The sequence below is a fragment of the Streptomyces misionensis genome, assembly GCF_900104815.1.
GTDB classification, from domain to species: Bacteria; Actinomycetota; Actinomycetes; order Streptomycetales; family Streptomycetaceae; genus Streptomyces; species Streptomyces misionensis.
This window is the reverse complement of record NZ_FNTD01000004.1, coordinates 4,541,485-4,556,359: the sequence shown is the minus strand read 5'-3', so window position 1 is coordinate 4,556,359 and position 14,875 is coordinate 4,541,485. Positions and strand designations below refer to the sequence as shown.

The window sequence follows — 14,875 nt, the reverse complement described above, 5'->3', positions numbered from 1 at the left end:
GCCGTCCACACGTCCACGCGGTCCGCGGCGGCAGGCACCCGTGCCCGAGCGACGGTGCCGGCGGCCGTCGCCCGGACCGTCCGTCCCCGCACCCTCGCCGGCAGGCGGCTGGAGAATCATGCGCCCCAGGATCCTTGTCGTCGAAGACGATCACGCCCTGCGGGACGTGCTGCGCCGGGGTCTGTACGACGAGGACTTCGAGCCGGTCCCGGCCGCCGACGGCGCCACCGCCCTGCGCCTGGCCACGTCCGGCATCGCGGCGGCCGTCCTGGACGTCGGCCTGCCCGACGCGGACGGCCGGGACGTGTGCCAGGCGATGCGCGCCAACGGCTTCCCCGGCCCCGTGATCTTCCTGACCGCCCGGCACCACCTCACCGACCGCCTCTCCGGCTTCTCCGCGGGCGGCGACGACTACCTGCCCAAGCCCTTCCACCTCGCGGAACTGGCCGCGAGACTGCGCGCGCTCCTCAGGCGGACCGCCCCGGCGGCGGTGGTCGCGGCCGGGGACCTGGTCCTGGACGCGGTGGACCACAGCATGACCGTGCACGGCGTCCGTGCCGCGCTGTCCCCGACCGAGTTCCGGCTGCTGGCCACCCTCGCCGCCGCCGACGGGTCCCTCGTGCGCCGCCGGGACCTGGTGCGGGCCGGCTGGCCCGAGGGGGCCCAGGTCAGCGACAACACCCTGGACCAGTACCTGAGCCGGCTGCGCCGCAAGCTGCGGGAGACCGGCAGCCGCCTGTCGATCGGCACGGCGCGGGGGATCGGACACCGCCTGTCATGAACCGCGCCCTCCGGATCCGCCGCCGTCTGGCCCCCCGCACGATGCGCGGCCGGCTCTCGCTCGTCGCGCTGACCACCGCGGCCCTGCTGATGACGGTCCTGACCGTGGTGTTCAACGCCGTGATGGACCGGCACCTGGAGCACCAGGCCGACGACGAACTGCGCAACCGTGCGGCGGCGGTGGCCACGACTGTCGACACGCGCGGCTCCCGGGTGCGCGTCCTGGAGACCGCCAACGACCGCCTCCTCGACGCCAACGTGTGGATCTACGCGGGCCGGCGGCTGCTGGAGAAGCCGCCGTCCGCCACGCCCGGCAGCCCGCCGGCCCGGGTCGCGGACCGGCTGGCCGGGCTGTCCGGGCCCGCCTGCGCGACCGCGCGGTCCCACGGTCACCCGGCGGTCCGGGTCTGCTCCGAGCCCATACCCGGCCGGCATGCCGCCGCCACCGTCGTCACGGCGCTGGACCTCGCCCCGTACCGCGGCTCGGCCGACACCCTGCTGCTGGGCTCGCTCGTCCTCGACGCCGTGATGCTCGGCTGCACCTACCTGCTCACCCGGCTGTCCGTCGGCCGGGCGCTGCGCCCGGTGCGGACGATGACCGACCAGGCGACCCAGTGGAGCGCCATAGGCTCCGACGAACGCTTCGGCGCCGAGCACCACCCCGCCGAACTCGCCCGTCTGGGGGCCTCGTTGGACCAGCTCCTGGACCGCATCCGCACCGTGCTGCGCCATGAGCGGCAGCTGACGGGAGAGCTGTCCCACGAACTGCGCACGCCGCTCACCCGGATCGTGATGGAACTCGACTGGTGGCGGGCCCGCCCGCGCACGGACGCCGAGACCCGCGCCACGCAGGAAGTGATCGCCGAGGCCGCGCGGTCCATGCGCACCATCTGCGACACCCTGCTGGACGACGCCCGCGAGAACGCGCTGAGCCCGGCGTCGGCCCCGGGAACGACCGACGTCGTGCCCGTCCTGGGCCGGCTGACCCGGTGCCTCGGCGCACCGGACCGGGTGAGGACCTCGGTGGAGGCGGAGGAACCGGTCCTGGAGGCGGGCGTCGCCCCCGCGCTCCTCGAACGCATCCTCAGCCCGCTGCTCGCCAACGCCGCGCGCTACGCCCGCTTCCGCGTGACCGTGTCCGCGCGGCGCGCCGCCGGGGCCGTCGGGATCGACGTCGTCGACGACGGCCCCGGCGTGCCGGAGGCGTTCGTGGCCGAGCTGTTCCAGCCCGGCCGCCGCGCCGACGCCGACGACGGACACGACGGCGCCGGCCTCGGACTGCCGCTGGCGCGGCGCCTGGCCCGCGCCGTCGGCGGGGAGGTGTCCTACGACCCCGCTCACGCGCCCGGGGCGAAGTTCACGGTCAGCCTGCCCGCCGGATGACCGCGGCGGGCGGAGCCGGAAACGCCCCCCCCCCCCCCCGCACGGGCCGCGCGCGCCGGGTCAGGCCGCGTCCTCGGCCGCCCGCCGGGGCTCGGTGACGTCCTTGCGGGTCACGGCCAGACGGACGACCAGGGCGAGGATGACGGCCAGGAACAGCACGCTGGTCACCACGGTGCCCAGCCCGACACCGCCGTCGCCCGTCGGCTGGGAGAGGTAGTCGCCGACGGAGGCGCCCAGCGGACGGGTGAGCACGTAGGCGATCCAGAAGCTCCACACCGCGTCCAGGCCGAGCGCGAAGTGAGCGACGGCGACGGCGGCGATGGCGGCGGCGAAGAGGACGGCGGACAGCCAGTACCCGAGGTCCATGCGCTCGGAGACCAGGTCGCCGGCGGCGGTCCCCAGCGCGAAGGTGAACAGCACGGCGAGCCAGTAGAAGGACTCGCGGCCCGTGGTGTCGATGTGGTGGATGGACAGGGTCCGCTCGCGCCGGTACCAGACGGCGAACACGACGGCGAGGACGACGGCGAAGACCGCCGTGCTGGTCTCCAGCGGCACGCCCAGGTTGTCGGTGAGGTTGTCGCTGATCAGCGTGCCGACGACGCTGATCAGGGCCACGGCGAGCCAGTACACGCCCGCCCGGTAGGCCCGGGTGCGGAACTGCGCCACCAGCACCACCGCCAGCACGGCGCTCATCAGCACCGACACCCCGGTCAGACCGAGGCCGGCCTTCTCGTTCAGGAGGTCGGCCGCGGTCTCCCCGACCGTGGTGCACAGCACCTTGATGATCCAGAAGTAGGCGGTGACTTCGGGCACCTTGTTCCAGCGCGGCCGGTGCCCGGCGGGCGCGGGCGGCCCGCCGGCCCCGGGGAGCGCGTTCGTCCGGGATGTTTCGAAGGTCATGACGGTGACCGTGCCACCGGCCGCCTGAACGCATCCTGACCACGCGCCCCCCCGGGTGGCACGGACGTCCGGCCGTACGACCGTCTAGCAGTACGGCGCCTGGTTGGTCAGGGACGACGCCACGCGCATCCACACGCCGAACTGGCGGTAGAGGGAGGCGAGGGGGCCGCTCGCCCGGACGGTGCGGCCGTCCTCGGCGGTGACGCCGGGGAGGCCGAGCAGGGTCGCGGGGACGGCGGCGGACTGCCAGCGGACGGTGAGGACGGCCTCGCCGGCGGGCGGGGCCGGGCGGGCCGGAAGCGCGGCGAGGGCGCCCGCCACCGCCTCCTCGATCGCCTTGCGGGCCTCCGCCTCCGGCCGCAGCTCGGCCGCGAACCGGCCGTGGGCGTACTTCACCGGGACCGTGACCACCGACGCGTCCCACTCCGCCATCTCGGCGCACGCCGCGTCGTCACCGGTGAGCGCCACCACCGGCACGCCCAGCGCCGCCGCCGTGGCGTGGGCGAGGCCGATCTCACCGACCGGGCGCCCGTCCAGCCAGATGTCCTCGATCTCGTGCCCCATGAAGCTGTGGCTGAGCACGCCCGGGGCGCCGGCCCTGGAGTGGTAGCCGACGCAGACCATCGCGTCGTACTCCCCGGTCAGCCCCTCCAGCATGCCCATCTGCTTGGGCTTGCCGCGCACCAGCCGGACGGCCGGGAGCAGGGCTTCGGGGAGGAGGTTGCGCATCGGACCGTGGGCGTCGTTGACGAGGACGTCGCTCGCGCCGGCCGCCAGCGCGCCGCGCACCGCCGCGTTCACGTCCTCCGCCATCATGGAGCGGCCGCGCTCGTAGTCCCGGCCGCCCGGCTGGACGTCGTCGGCGTCGACGAGGCCGGTGACGCCCTCCATGTCCGCACTCATGTACACACGCATGGCGTCGACCCTAACGGACCCTACGTATTGTAGGTTCCCAACCGGCAACGGACACAAGGTCGTTCGACCATCCCTTCCACCACGCCCAACGGGGGAGCCATGCAGGACACGGAGACGGCGCCCGGCGCGGAGATCTGCGCCCGCAGTCTCGCGCCGACCCTGACCGTGCTCGTCGTCAGCCTCGTCGTCGCGGCCGTCGGGGTGTACGAGCTGTGCGGCTTCGGTCTGCACAGCCTCGACCGGCGCCCGCACCTGTTCAGCGACGGCCTCGCCACCGGCGGTGTGATCGTCGCCGTGGTGGCGGCCGGGGCCGCGGTGGGCAACCTGGCCTGGACCCTGACGTCCGCCCGGCGCGGCATGGAACGGACGGGCTGACGAGATGTGCGAAAGGCCGGAAAGGACCGGGTAAGAACCTCGCCCGGTACGCTCCTGTCCCACACGCCGACCGGCGACGCCCCGCCCTACGAGCTGTAGGGTCCGCGTAGAACCGTCCCCCTCCCCAAGGTGACCAGTCACCATGCCCGCTCCGCAGTCGACCCTGCCCTCGCCCCACGCCCCCGCCCAGGCCGGCCCGCGCCGGACGCTCCCGTCGCTCACCCCCGGCCCGCGGCTGCGCGCCGCGGCGGCCTCGGCCACGGTCTGGTACCTGCGGCTGATCGCCGTACTCAACGTCCTCGCGGTGCTGTCCCTGCCGTTCCGCGAGGAGGTCCACGAGCACAACACCAGCAAGCTCTTCAACCAGCAGCACCCGCACCAGCACGTCGGCGCCTTCTTCACGCCGTACCTGGCCACCGCCGGCCTGGTCTCCGCCGCGCTCGCGATCTTCCTGACGCTGGTGATGCGGCGGCGCAAGCGGGCCGCGTGGCTCACCAACCTGCTGCTCGCCGGCCCGCTCTTCCTGGTCTACGCCCTCGGCCTCACCCAGGACCGGTACGCCGACCACGTCTTCAACTGGGTCTCCGCCGCCCTGACCGGCCTGTTCGTGGCGGCCCTGCTGATCGGCCGGCGCGAGTTCAACGCCGTCGGCGACCCCTCCAACCCCAAGCTGGCGCTGGCCGTCGGCGCGGGCGGCCTGCTGGTCACGGGCGGCCTCGGCACCCTGCTGGTGCACGCCACCAACAAGCTGCCCGGCGCCGGTCTCACCGACGAGATCGCCTACACCTACCTGCGGGGCATCAGCGTCGGCGTCTTCGCCGACCGCATCGAGCACGTGCACGCCCCCCGCTGGACCGACATCACGGTCAACGCGCTGCTCGCCGCGGCCTTCTGCCTCGTCCTGTACGCCTGCTTCCGCTCCCCGCGCGGCAAGCAGCTGCTCACCGCCGCCGACGAGGAGAGACTGCGCGCGCTGCTCGACAAGCACGGCGCCCGCGACTCCCTCGGCTACTTCGCGCTGCGCCGCGACAAGGCGGCCGTCTTCTCCCCCAGCGGCAAGGCGGCGATCACCTACCGCGTCGTCGGCGCGGTCTCCCTCGCCTCCGGCGACCCGATCGGCGACCCGGAGGCGTGGCCCGGTGCCATCGACGCCTGGCTCGCCGAGGCCCGCCGGCACGCGTGGATCCCGGCGGTCATGGGCGCGAGCGAGGAGGCCGGCACCGTCTACGCCCGGCACGGACTCGACGCCCTGGAACTCGGTGACGAGGCCATCGTGGACATCGCCGACTTCACCCTGGAGGGCCGCGCGATGCGCGTGGTCCGCCAGGCCCACAACCGGGTCAAGCGGGCCGGCTACACCGTGCGCGTCCGCCGCCACGAGGACATCCCGGCCGAGGAGATGGCCGTCCTCGTCGACCGCGCCGACCGGTGGCGCGACGGCGCGACCGAGCGCGGCTTCTCCATGGCCCTCGGCCGCCTCGGCGACCCGGCGGACGGCCGCTGCGTGATGCTGGAGTGCCGGGACGCCGACGGCGAGCCCCGCGCCCTGCTCAGCTTCGTGCCCTGGGGCGAGCACGGCCTCTCCCTGGACCTGATGCGCCGCGACCGCGACTGCGAGAACGGTCTGATGGAGTACATGGTCGTCGAGCTGCTGCTGGGCGCGAAGGAGCTGGGGGTGGAACGGGTGTCGCTGAACTTCGCGATGTTCCGCTCGGTCTTCGAGCGCGGCGCCCGCCTCGGCGCGGGCCCGGTGCTGCGGCTGTGGCGCTCGATCCTCACCTTCTTCTCACGCTGGTGGCAGATCGAGTCCCTGTACCGGGCCAACGCGAAGTACCGGCCGGTGTGGGAACCCCGCTTCCTGCTCTTCGCCAAGTCCAGCGACATCCCCCGGATCGGTCTGGCCAGCGCCCGGGCGGAGGGGTTCCTCACCCTGCCGGTGATCGGCGAGCGGTCCTCGTAGCCTCCCGGCGCGGGGGCCGGACGGCCGCCTCCCCGTGAGGGGGCGGCCGTCCGCCTTCCCGGTGGAGCCGGTCAGCCCCCGCCCACCGTGAAGCCGATCACCGCGCCGCCGCCCTCCCGCCGGTAGGCGAACGGCGCGCCCCCGTGCGCCATCGCGACCTCCCGGACGATGGACAGACCGAGCCCGGAGCCCGGCAGGGAGCGCGCGTCGGCGGCCCGGTAGAAGCGGTCGAAGATCCGGATCAGGTCGCCCTCCGCGATCCCGGGGCCCCGGTCCAGCACCTCCACCCGTACCGTCCCCGGCCGCGCCGGGCCCGTCACCTGGACCTCGATCGGCGCCTTGCCCGCACGGTCGAACTTGGCCGCGTTCTCGACCAGGTTGGAGATGGCCCGTTGCAGCATCCCGGGCCGGCCGTCGGTCGTGGTGTCCCCGGCGGCCCGCAGCACGATCTCCCGCCCGGTGCGCCGTGACGCCAGCCCCACCACGTCCTCCGCGATGTCGGCGAGGTCGACCCGCTGGGGCGGCTCGGTGTCGGACTGCCCGGCGGCGAGGTCGACCAACTCGTTGACCAGATCGGTGAGTTCGCGCGCCTCCTGGGTGAGGTCGGCGACCAGGTCGTCCCGGGTGTCCGGCGGCAGCTCGTCGATGCGCCGCAGCAGCGAGATGTTGGTGCGCAGCGAGGTGAGCGGCGTGCGCAGCTCGTGGCCTGCGTCCTGGACCAGCCGCCGCTGGTCCTCCTCCGACTGCGCGAGCCGTCCCAGCATCCGGTCGAAGGCGCGGCCGAGCCGCCCCACCTCGTCCAGCCCCGCCACCGGCACCTCGATGCCCAGGCGACGGGTGCGGGCGACGTCCTCGGCGGCGGAGGTGAGCACCACCAGGCGCCGGGTGATCCGGCGGGCCAGCCACCAGCCGAACAGACCGGCCGCCACCACCACGGCCGCCGTCAGGATCAGCGTCCGCTGCTGGAGGGTGCGCAGCAGGTCCTCGGTGTCGCTGAACTCCTGCGCGACCTGTACCGCGCCCCGGCCGCGGCCGAGCGAGACGGTGGCGATGCGGAAGAGGTCGTCGCCGACCCGTACGTCCTTGTGCTCGGCGACCTTCCCGGCCGTGCGCGCGGTCGCCATCGCCCGGTCGCGGGAGGTGACGGGCAGCACCGGGCTGCCGTGGTCCGTGATCTGCCCCTGCGCGCCGAGCACCTGGACGTCGGTGCGGGCGGGGCGGACCAGGTCGTGTCCGGGCCGGGAGGAGGAGAAGTCCTCGGGGACCATCGTGTGCTGGCGCACCTCGTCCCGTACGTCCTGGACGACCTGGCTGAACACCGACTGCTGGTCGACGCGGACCAGCCGGGCCGCGGAGCCGTACGACACGATGCCGACGAGGATGGTGACGGCGGCGGTGACGGCGGCGAAGGAGACGGCGAAGGTGGTGCGCAGGGAGACCAGCTTGGGCCGGCGCCTGGCCGGCGTCCGGCGCAGGCGGTCCACTCAGTCCTCCCGCAGCACGTAACCCACGCCCCGCACCGTGTGGATCAGCTGGGGGGCGCCGGGCTCGTCCAGCTTGCGGCGCAGATAGCCGACGTAGACGGCGAGGTTCTTGGAGCCGGGGCCGAAGTCGTAGCCCCAGATACGGTCGTAGATGGTGGAGTGGTCGAGCACGATGCCGGCGTTGCGGACCAGCAGTTCCAGCAGCTCGAACTCGGTGCGGGTCAGCTCCAGCTCCCGCTTGCCGCGCCAGACGCGGCGGGCCTGGAGGTCCATGCGCAGGCCGGCGGCCTCGATCTGCCGGTCGGACAGCTGGGGCTCGCCCCGGCCGGCGCCGTCGCCGCCGCTCGTCGCGGCGGGGACCGGGCTGGTGCGGCGCAGCAGGGCGCGCAGCCGGGCGAAGACCTCCTCGACGTCGAAGGGCTTGACCACGTAGTCGTCGGCGCCGGCGTCCAGGCCCGCGATGCGGTCGGCGGTCTCGACGAGGGCGGTGAGCATGAGGATGGGGGTGCGGTCGCCCTCGGCGCGCAGCACGCGGCAGACCTGGAGGCCGTCGATGCCGGGCATCATCACGTCGAGCACGAGGACGTCCGGCGGGGTCTTGTGGGCCTGCGCGAGCGCCTCGACGCCGTCCGCCACCGCCGTCACCTCGTACCCTTCCAGGGTCAGGGCACGCTCCAGGGCATGGCGAATGGCACGGTCGTCTTCGGCGAGCAGCACAGTCTGGGGCACGTACCCAGTTTGCCAAGGTCTCGATCGGTTCGGCCGGGGCGGATGGGCCTGCGATCACCCTTTTTACCGCCCTCTAACCGTCAAACGCGCAACCGCCTCGGGTCCCCTACCGTCTTCTCACCCACCCGTGGACAGCCCGCGCGCGGCAGGGCGGCGGCGCGGCCCGGAACCCCTGCCACGGACGGCGCCCACCCGTCCGACCGGGTCGGACGGGTGGGCGGCAAGGCGGTGGGCCTACGGCTCCAGCGCCGCCAGCTGTTCGGCGAAGGGCACCACGCGGGGCTCCGTGCGATGTCCGGCCTTCGGCATCAGGGCGGCCAGTTCCTGGCCCGCCCGCTCGATCCGTTCCGCGAGGCCCTCCGCGCCCCAGTCCTCGGAGGCGGCGTAGACCCCGGTGGGGACGGCCACGGCCCGCAGGTAGGAGAAGAGCGGGCGCAGCGCGTGGTCCAGGACCAGGGAGTGCCGCGCGGTGCCGCCGGTCGCGGCGAGCAGCACCGGCTTGCCCGTCAGCGCGTCCTTGTCCAGCACGTCGAAGAAGGACTTGAACAGCCCGCTGTACGACGCGGAGAACACGGGCGTGACGACGATCAGCCCGTCCGCGCCGGTCACCGCGTCCTGCGCCGCGGCCAGCGCCCGTCCCGGGAACCCGTTGGTGAGGTTGTGCGCGATCTCCACGGCGAGGTCGCGCACCTCGATCACCTGCACGTCCACCTCCGCGTCAGCCCGCCGGACGACGGCGGCGGCCAGCCGGTCGGCGAGCAGCCGGGTGGAGGACGGGACGCTCAGTCCCGCCGATACGACGACGAGCTTCATACGGTGCTCTCCTCCTTCGTGTCCTGCGCGTCCTGCGTGTCCTTCGCGTCCTTCGCGGCGAGCAGCGACCGGTGGGTCGGGGCGTCCGGCACGTTCGCCGGGCGGTTCTTCGCGAACTCCTTCCGCAGCACCGGCACGACCTCCTCGCCGAGCATGTCCAGCTGCTCCAGGACGGTCTTCAGCGGCAGTCCCGCGTGGTCCATCAGGAACAGCTGGCGCTGGTAGTCGCCGGCGTACTCCCGGAAGGAGAGGGTCCGCTCGATCACCTGCTGCGGGGAACCCACCGTCAGCGGGGTCTGCTCGGTGAACTCCTCCAGCGACGGACCGTGCCCGTACACCGGGGCGTTGTCGAAGTACGGACGGAACTCGCGCACCGCGTCCTGCGAGTTCTTCCGCATGAACACCTGACCGCCCAGCCCGACGATCGCCTGCTCCGGCGTGCCGTGCCCGTAGTGCGCGTACCGGTTGCGGTACAGCTCGATCATCCGCCTGGTGTGACCGGTGGGCCAGAAGATGTTGTTGTGGAAGAAGCCGTCACCGTAATAGGCCGCCTGCTCGGCGATCTCCGGCGAGCGGATCGATCCGTGCCACACGAACGGCGCGACCCCGTCCAGCGGCCTGGGGGTCGAGGTGAAGCCCTGCAACGGCGTGCGGAACCGGCCCTCCCAGTCCACGACGTCCTCACGCCACAGCCGGCGCAGCAGCGCGTAGTTCTCCACCGCCAGGTTGATGCCCTCACGGATGTCCTTGCCGAACCACGGATACACCGGACCCGTGTTGCCGCGGCCCATCATCAGGTCCACCCGCCCGTCCGCCAGGTGCTGGAGCATCGCGAAATCCTCCGCGATCTTCACCGGGTCGTTCGTCGTGATCAGCGTCGTCGACGTCGACAGGACCAGGTTCTCCGTACGCGCGGCTATGTACCCGAGCATCGTGGTCGGCGACGACGGCACGAACGGCGGGTTGTGGTGCTCACCCGTCGCGAACACGTCCAGACCGACCTCCTCCGCCTTCAGCGCGATCGCGACCATCGCCTTGATCCGCTCACGCTCGGACGGCGTACGCCCCGTGGTCGGGTCCGGCGTGACGTCACCGACCGTGAAGATCCCGAACTGCATGGCCGCTCACCTTCCCAAGTTGTTTACGATTCAACTATACCCCGCCAACAGAGCCCCACCGCCGGATATTCCGGAGCACCCGCCGTGCGAAGCTGCCTCCATGCCGATCCTCCGTTCCGCCGCCCTCTTCGTCGTCGCCGCGCTGTTCGAGATCGGCGGTGCCTGGCTGGTCTGGCAGGGCGTGCGGGAGCACCGGGGCTGGCTCTGGGCGGCCGGCGGGGTGCTCGCGCTCGGGGCGTACGGCTTCGTCGCCACCTTCCAGCCGGACGCCCACTTCGGCCGCATCCTGGCCGCGTACGGCGGCATCTTCGTGGCGGGCTCGCTGCTGTGGGGCGCGGTCGCCGACGGTTACCGCCCCGACCGCTGGGACATCACCGGCGCGCTGGTCTGCCTCGCCGGCATGGCCCTGATCATGTGGGCGCCGAGGAACGGCGGCTGACCCTCGCCTACATTGGACGCACGTCCGCCGTCCCACCCGAGGAGCAGTCCATGGCCACGTCCGCCCCGTCCGCCGCCTCCCGCATCGCCGTCGTCACGGGTGCGAGCAGCGGTATCGGCGCCGCGACGGCCCGGCAGCTCGCCGCGGCCGGCTACCGCGTGGTGCTCACCGCCCGCCGCAAGGACCGCATCGAGGCGCTGGCCGAGGAGATCAACGCGGCCGGTCACTCGGCGACGGCGTACCCGCTGGACGTGACGGACCGCGCGGCCGTGGACGAGTTCGCCACGGCCTTCAAGACCATCGGCGTCCTCGTGAACAACGCGGGCGGCGCGCTCGGCGCAGACCCGGTGGCCACCGGCGACCCGGCCGACTGGCGCACGATGTACGAGACCAACGTCATCGGCACCCTGAACCTCACCCAGGCCCTGCTGCCCAAGCTGGAGGCGAGCGGCGACGGGGTCGTGGTGGTCGTCTCCTCCACCGCCGGCCACGCCACCTACGAGGGCGGCGCCGGCTACGTCGCCGCCAAGCACGGCGCCCACGTCCTCGCCGAGACCCTCCGCCTGGAGATCGTCGGCAGCCCGGTGCGCGTCGTGGAGATCGCGCCCGGCATGGTGCGGACCGAGGAGTTCGCCCTCACCCGCTTCGGCGGCGACGCGGAGAAGGCGGCGAAGGTCTACGCGGGCGTGGCCGAGCCGCTGACCGCCGAGGACGTGGCCGAGACCATCACCTGGGCGGTGACCCGGCCCAGCCACGTCAACATCGACCTCCTGGTCGTACGCCCGCGCGCCCAGGCCTCCAACACCAAGGTCCACCGGGAGCAGTGATGGCCGGGGAACCCGCCGGTGCCGGGGACGCACCCGAGCCTCTCACCTCCGCCGAGGCCTACGACAAGCGCCGCCTCGCCCAGGAGAAGAGGGACGAGCGCAAGGTCTGGTACTTCCTGGCCTACTTCCTCTTCGGCATCCACCTGGTGGCGTTCGTCATGATCTACGCCGTGCGCCACGCCAAGTGATCACCGGCCGGCGGGCGCCCGGCAGGACGGGTCGTCCACGATGACCGCGTGCGCGGGCAGGATCTTGACGTCGTCCTTGTCCTCGACCTTGACGAACTTGGTGGTGGCGTAGCCCCGCTTGCCCTCGCCGACGCACTTGGTGGCGAGGTTCCCGAACCCGTCGGGGAAGTTGTAGACCTCGGCGGGCGAGTCCTCCCCGGCCCGGCCCGACACCGGCGCGTCCGCCTTGCCCCGCTCCTCGTAGTGCTGCCGGGAGCAGCCGCCGAGCAGCAGCACCGCGCCGAGCACGGTCACGGCGAGGCCCGCGCTCAGCCGGCGCACGCCTTGTCCTCCACGATCTGCACGTTCGACGGCGCGTTGGCGTTGGTGGTCACATACGCCCGGTACCCGTGCCCGACGCACTTGGTGGCGAGGTTCCCGAACCCGTCGGGAAAGTTGTAGACCTCGGCGGGCGTGTTGTCCCCGGCCTTGCCCTGCACGGGCGCGTCACCCTTGCCGCGCTGGTCTTCGTAGTGCTGCGAGCAGCCCGCCAGCAGAGCCACCACGGCCACCGCCAGGCCCGCGGCCCGGACCGCCCCTCTTGTGCGCACTCGGTTCATCGGCCTTCCCCCTCCGGAGAGTTGACGCGTGCACCATGAGGACAACGGGGCGGGCCGCCGCGGTTCCGCCCCGCCGGGTCCGAGCTCCGCTCAGCCCTTCACGCAGACGACCTGCTTCAGCCTGGCCACGACCTCCACCAGGTCGCGCTGCTGCTCGATGACCTGGTCGATGGACTTGTAGGCGCCCGGGATCTCGTCCACCACGCCGGAGTCCTTGCGGCACTCCACGCCCCGCGTCTGCTCCTCCAGGTCCCTGGCGGTGTACCGCCGCTTGGCCGCGTTGCGGCTCATGCGCCGGCCCGCGCCGTGCGAGGCCGAGTTGAAGGAGTCGTCGTTGCCCAGGCCCCGCACGATGTACGACCCCGTGCCCATGGAGCCCGGGATGATCCCGAACTCCCCGGACCCGGCCCGGATCGCGCCCTTGCGGGTCACCAGCAGGTCCACGCCCTCGTACCGCTCCTGCGCCACGTAGTTGTGGTGGCAGGAGATCTCCGGCTCGAAGAGGGGCTTGGCCTTCTTGAACTCCTTGCGGATCACGTCCTTCAGGAGCGCCATCATCAGGGTGCGGTTGTACTTGGCGTACTCCTGCGCCCAGAACAGGTCGTTGCGGTACGCCGCCATCTGCGGGGTGTCCGCGACGAAGACGGCGAGGTCGCGGTCGACCAGGCCCTGGTTGTGCGGGAGCTTCTGGGCCACGCCGATGTGGTGCTCGGCCAGTTCCTTGCCGATGTTGCGGGAACCGGAGTGCAGCATCAGCCAGACCGCGCCCGCGGTGTCCGTGCAGACCTCGATGAAGTGGTTGCCGCCACCGAGCGTGCCCATCTGCTTGACGGCGCGCTCCTGCCGGAACCGGACCGCGTCGGCCACGCCGTCGAACCGCCCCCAGAACTCGTCCCACCCGCTGGTGGCGAGGCCGTGGAAGCCGCCGGGCTCGACCGGGTCGTCATGCATCCCGCGCCCGACCGGAATGGCCTGTTCGATCTTGCTCCGCAGCCGGGACAGGTCGCCCGGCAGGTCGTTCGCGGTCAGCGACGTCCTCACCGCCGACATCCCGCAGCCGATGTCCACCCCGACGGCGGCCGGGCAGACGGCGTCCCGCATCGCGATCACCGAACCGACCGTCGCGCCCTTGCCGTAGTGCACGTCCGGCATGACCGCGAGGCCCTCGATCCACGGCAGGGTGGCGACGTTCTGCAACTGGCGCAGGGCGACGTCCTCGACCGTCGCCGGGTCCGTCCACATCCGGATCGGCACCCGCGCGCCCGGTATCTCCACGTACGGCATGACTTCCTCGTTCCCCCGGAAACGACAACAAAAGGCTTGAGAGCGACAAAAAGGAAAAGCAACGCCAGAAGCGCTGACAGCGGACTTCGAACCGGCGTTCACGGCGGCGCGTGCGATACACATTGTCTCCAGGCCGGACCCCGCCGCGGCAAGCGAATAACCAGCGGGGACACTGGTGCGACCATCGAGCGCATCCGTCGGAGCGCAGCCGTCGAGAGGAGCCCGCCCGTGCAGCGGAAGGCGTACGTAACCGGCACCGCCGCCCTCCTCGCGGCGCTGCTGACCGGCTGCACGGGCGGCTCCGGCGGCTCCGGCGCGGCGGACGACGCCAACCCCGGTGACGCGGGCACCGCCACGGCCGCCGCCCAGCCCGGCAGGTACCGCACCCTGCCCGAGCCCTGCGGCGCGGTCGGCCACGACACCCTCGACTCCCTGCTGCCCGGCATCAAGCAGATGACCGACCCCAGCCAGCGGGACAAGGCCTACCAGGGCGAGGCGGAGCTGACCTACGACACCGACCGCAAGGTCGGCTGCCGCTGGAAGGTCGCCTCCGCCGACGCCACCGACCGGCTCTCCGTCGACCTCGAACGCGTGGTGTCGTACGACAACACGGTCAGCGACGACGACCAGGCCGGCCAGCTCTTCCGGGAGAAGGAGACGGCCGCCCACCTCCCCGAGCCGAGCGGCACCCCCTCGGCGCCCGCCACGCACGGCGACGGGCCGAGCGGCACCCCCTCCGGCTCCGCCTCCCCCGCGGACGCCACCGGCGACTCCTCCTCCGCGTCGGCGTCCACCTCGCCCGACCTCCAGCCGCGCGCCCTCTCCGACCTCGGTGACGAGGCGTACCTCGACGACCAGCTCGCCGGGTCCGGATCGACGGCCGCACAGCGGACGGTGACTGTGGTCTTCCGCACGTCCAACGTCGTCGTCACCATCCAGTACGAGGAGCAGCCGATGGCCGCCGGAACGACCCCCGACAGCAAGGAAATGCAGGACAGGGCCCGGAAACTGGCCTCCCGGCTGGACGGCGCGCTCGGCGGCTGATCCACTTCCCGGCCCCGGCGGCCCCCGTCCGCGAAGC

The 14,875-nt window shown here is 72.8% G+C and carries 17 protein-coding genes; 8 read left to right on the top strand and 9 right to left on the bottom strand.

Annotated elements, in window-relative coordinates:
• The first annotated feature begins 118 nt into the window (after positions 1–118).
• Together BLW85_RS22370 and BLW85_RS22365 are read left to right on the top strand one after the other, a co-directional pair.
• Positions 119–781, top strand: a complete 663-nt coding sequence (locus BLW85_RS22370) for a response regulator transcription factor (RefSeq protein ID WP_070025287.1) — start codon at positions 119–121, stop codon at positions 779–781.
• Positions 778–2,163, top strand: coding sequence for a sensor histidine kinase (locus BLW85_RS22365; RefSeq protein ID WP_074992954.1), 1,386 nt, complete (start codon positions 778–780; stop codon positions 2,161–2,163). The genes BLW85_RS22370 and BLW85_RS22365 overlap by 4 nt, the downstream gene beginning before the upstream one ends.
• Before the next feature lie 60 nt (positions 2,164–2,223).
• Here the strand turns inward: BLW85_RS22365 and BLW85_RS22360 are convergent, their stop codons facing one another.
• Together BLW85_RS22360 and BLW85_RS22355 are read right to left on the bottom strand one after the other, a co-directional pair.
• Positions 2,224–3,063, bottom strand: a complete 840-nt coding sequence (locus BLW85_RS22360; protein ID WP_070025285.1) for a COG4705 family protein — start codon at positions 3,061–3,063, stop codon at positions 2,224–2,226.
• 84 nt (positions 3,064–3,147) lie between these two features.
• The gene (locus tag BLW85_RS22355; protein ID WP_070025284.1) at positions 3,148–3,978 is read right to left on the bottom strand and encodes a M55 family metallopeptidase; all 831 of its coding nucleotides are present in this window, start codon (positions 3,976–3,978) and stop codon (positions 3,148–3,150) included.
• 99 nt (positions 3,979–4,077) lie between these two features.
• Here BLW85_RS22355 and BLW85_RS22350 point away from each other — a divergent pair, with 99 nt between their 5' ends.
• A complete protein-coding gene (locus tag BLW85_RS22350) occupies positions 4,078–4,353 on the top strand; it encodes a hypothetical protein (RefSeq protein WP_070025283.1) in 276 nt (91 codons plus the stop codon).
• 142 nt (positions 4,354–4,495) lie between these two features.
• A complete protein-coding gene (locus BLW85_RS22345) occupies positions 4,496–6,313 on the top strand; it encodes a phosphatidylglycerol lysyltransferase domain-containing protein (RefSeq protein ID WP_070025282.1) in 1,818 nt (605 codons plus the stop codon).
• A 71-nt stretch (positions 6,314–6,384) separates the two neighbouring features.
• Here the strand turns inward: BLW85_RS22345 and BLW85_RS22340 are convergent, their stop codons facing one another.
• The 4 genes from BLW85_RS22340 to BLW85_RS22325 form a co-directional block, all read right to left on the bottom strand.
• The gene (locus BLW85_RS22340) at positions 6,385–7,797 is read right to left on the bottom strand and encodes a sensor histidine kinase (RefSeq protein ID WP_070025281.1); all 1,413 of its coding nucleotides are present in this window, start codon (positions 7,795–7,797) and stop codon (positions 6,385–6,387) included.
• Entirely contained in the window at positions 7,798–8,514 is a 717-nt protein-coding gene (locus tag BLW85_RS22335; protein WP_070025280.1) for a response regulator transcription factor, read from the bottom strand.
• A 246-nt stretch (positions 8,515–8,760) separates the two neighbouring features.
• Entirely contained in the window at positions 8,761–9,339 is a 579-nt protein-coding gene (locus BLW85_RS22330) for an FMN reductase (RefSeq protein ID WP_074992953.1), read from the bottom strand.
• Positions 9,336–10,457, bottom strand: coding sequence for an LLM class flavin-dependent oxidoreductase (locus tag BLW85_RS22325; RefSeq protein ID WP_074992952.1), 1,122 nt, complete (start codon positions 10,455–10,457; stop codon positions 9,336–9,338). Before BLW85_RS22325 ends, BLW85_RS22330 begins: the two co-directional genes overlap by 4 nt.
• A gap of 100 nt (positions 10,458–10,557) precedes the next feature.
• On the opposite strand from BLW85_RS22325, the gene BLW85_RS22320 reads away from it, so the two are divergent.
• From BLW85_RS22320 to BLW85_RS22310, 3 genes are read left to right on the top strand one after another with little or no spacing between them, the layout of a single operon-like run.
• The gene (locus tag BLW85_RS22320; protein WP_070025277.1) at positions 10,558–10,896 is read left to right on the top strand and encodes a YnfA family protein; all 339 of its coding nucleotides are present in this window, start codon (positions 10,558–10,560) and stop codon (positions 10,894–10,896) included.
• Between the two features lie 50 nt (positions 10,897–10,946).
• Positions 10,947–11,723 carry an SDR family NAD(P)-dependent oxidoreductase gene (locus tag BLW85_RS22315; protein ID WP_070025356.1) on the top strand — a complete coding sequence of 259 codons (777 nt, stop codon included), beginning with the start codon at positions 10,947–10,949 and terminating at the stop codon, positions 11,721–11,723.
• Positions 11,723–11,911, top strand: coding sequence for a hypothetical protein (locus BLW85_RS22310; RefSeq protein ID WP_074992951.1), 189 nt, complete (start codon positions 11,723–11,725; stop codon positions 11,909–11,911). The genes BLW85_RS22315 and BLW85_RS22310 overlap by 1 nt, the downstream gene beginning before the upstream one ends.
• On the opposite strand, the gene BLW85_RS22305 is transcribed toward BLW85_RS22310, so the two are convergent.
• The 3 genes from BLW85_RS22305 to BLW85_RS22295 all read right to left on the bottom strand — a co-directional run bounded on the left by BLW85_RS22305 (position 11,912) and on the right by BLW85_RS22295 (position 13,794).
• A complete protein-coding gene (locus BLW85_RS22305; RefSeq protein ID WP_205009890.1) occupies positions 11,912–12,232 on the bottom strand; it encodes a hypothetical protein in 321 nt (106 codons plus the stop codon).
• Positions 12,220–12,510, bottom strand: coding sequence for a hypothetical protein (locus BLW85_RS22300; protein WP_205009888.1), 291 nt, complete (start codon positions 12,508–12,510; stop codon positions 12,220–12,222). Before BLW85_RS22300 ends, BLW85_RS22305 begins: the two co-directional genes overlap by 13 nt.
• Before the next feature lie 90 nt (positions 12,511–12,600).
• Positions 12,601–13,794, bottom strand: a complete 1,194-nt coding sequence (locus BLW85_RS22295) for an RtcB family protein (protein WP_074992950.1) — start codon at positions 13,792–13,794, stop codon at positions 12,601–12,603.
• Between the two features lie 228 nt (positions 13,795–14,022).
• On the opposite strand from BLW85_RS22295, the gene BLW85_RS22290 reads away from it, so the two are divergent.
• On the top strand, positions 14,023–14,838 hold the full coding sequence (locus tag BLW85_RS22290; RefSeq protein ID WP_074992949.1) for a hypothetical protein: 816 nt from the start codon (positions 14,023–14,025) through the stop codon (positions 14,836–14,838).
• The last annotated feature ends 37 nt before the right edge of the window (positions 14,839–14,875 follow it).

Coding starts and splice junctions, on each gene's coding strand:
- BLW85_RS22370 (WP_070025287.1), top strand. CDS start 119: ATGCGCCCCAGGATCCTTGTCGTCGAAGACGATCACGCCCTGCGGGAC.
- BLW85_RS22365 (WP_074992954.1), top strand. CDS start 778: ATGAACCGCGCCCTCCGGATCCGCCGCCGTCTGGCCCCCCGCACGATG.
- BLW85_RS22360 (WP_070025285.1), bottom strand. CDS start 3,063: ATGACCTTCGAAACATCCCGGACGAACGCGCTCCCCGGGGCCGGCGGG.
- BLW85_RS22355 (WP_070025284.1), bottom strand. CDS start 3,978: ATGCGTGTGTACATGAGTGCGGACATGGAGGGCGTCACCGGCCTCGTC.
- BLW85_RS22350 (WP_070025283.1), top strand. CDS start 4,078: ATGCAGGACACGGAGACGGCGCCCGGCGCGGAGATCTGCGCCCGCAGT.
- BLW85_RS22345 (WP_070025282.1), top strand. CDS start 4,496: ATGCCCGCTCCGCAGTCGACCCTGCCCTCGCCCCACGCCCCCGCCCAG.
- BLW85_RS22330 (WP_074992953.1), bottom strand. CDS start 9,339: ATGAAGCTCGTCGTCGTATCGGCGGGACTGAGCGTCCCGTCCTCCACC.
- BLW85_RS22325 (WP_074992952.1), bottom strand. CDS start 10,457: ATGCAGTTCGGGATCTTCACGGTCGGTGACGTCACGCCGGACCCGACC.
- BLW85_RS22320 (WP_070025277.1), top strand. CDS start 10,558: ATGCCGATCCTCCGTTCCGCCGCCCTCTTCGTCGTCGCCGCGCTGTTC.
- BLW85_RS22315 (WP_070025356.1), top strand. CDS start 10,947: ATGGCCACGTCCGCCCCGTCCGCCGCCTCCCGCATCGCCGTCGTCACG.
- BLW85_RS22310 (WP_074992951.1), top strand. CDS start 11,723: ATGGCCGGGGAACCCGCCGGTGCCGGGGACGCACCCGAGCCTCTCACC.
- BLW85_RS22300 (WP_205009888.1), bottom strand. CDS start 12,510: ATGAACCGAGTGCGCACAAGAGGGGCGGTCCGGGCCGCGGGCCTGGCG.
- BLW85_RS22295 (WP_074992950.1), bottom strand. CDS start 13,794: ATGCCGTACGTGGAGATACCGGGCGCGCGGGTGCCGATCCGGATGTGG.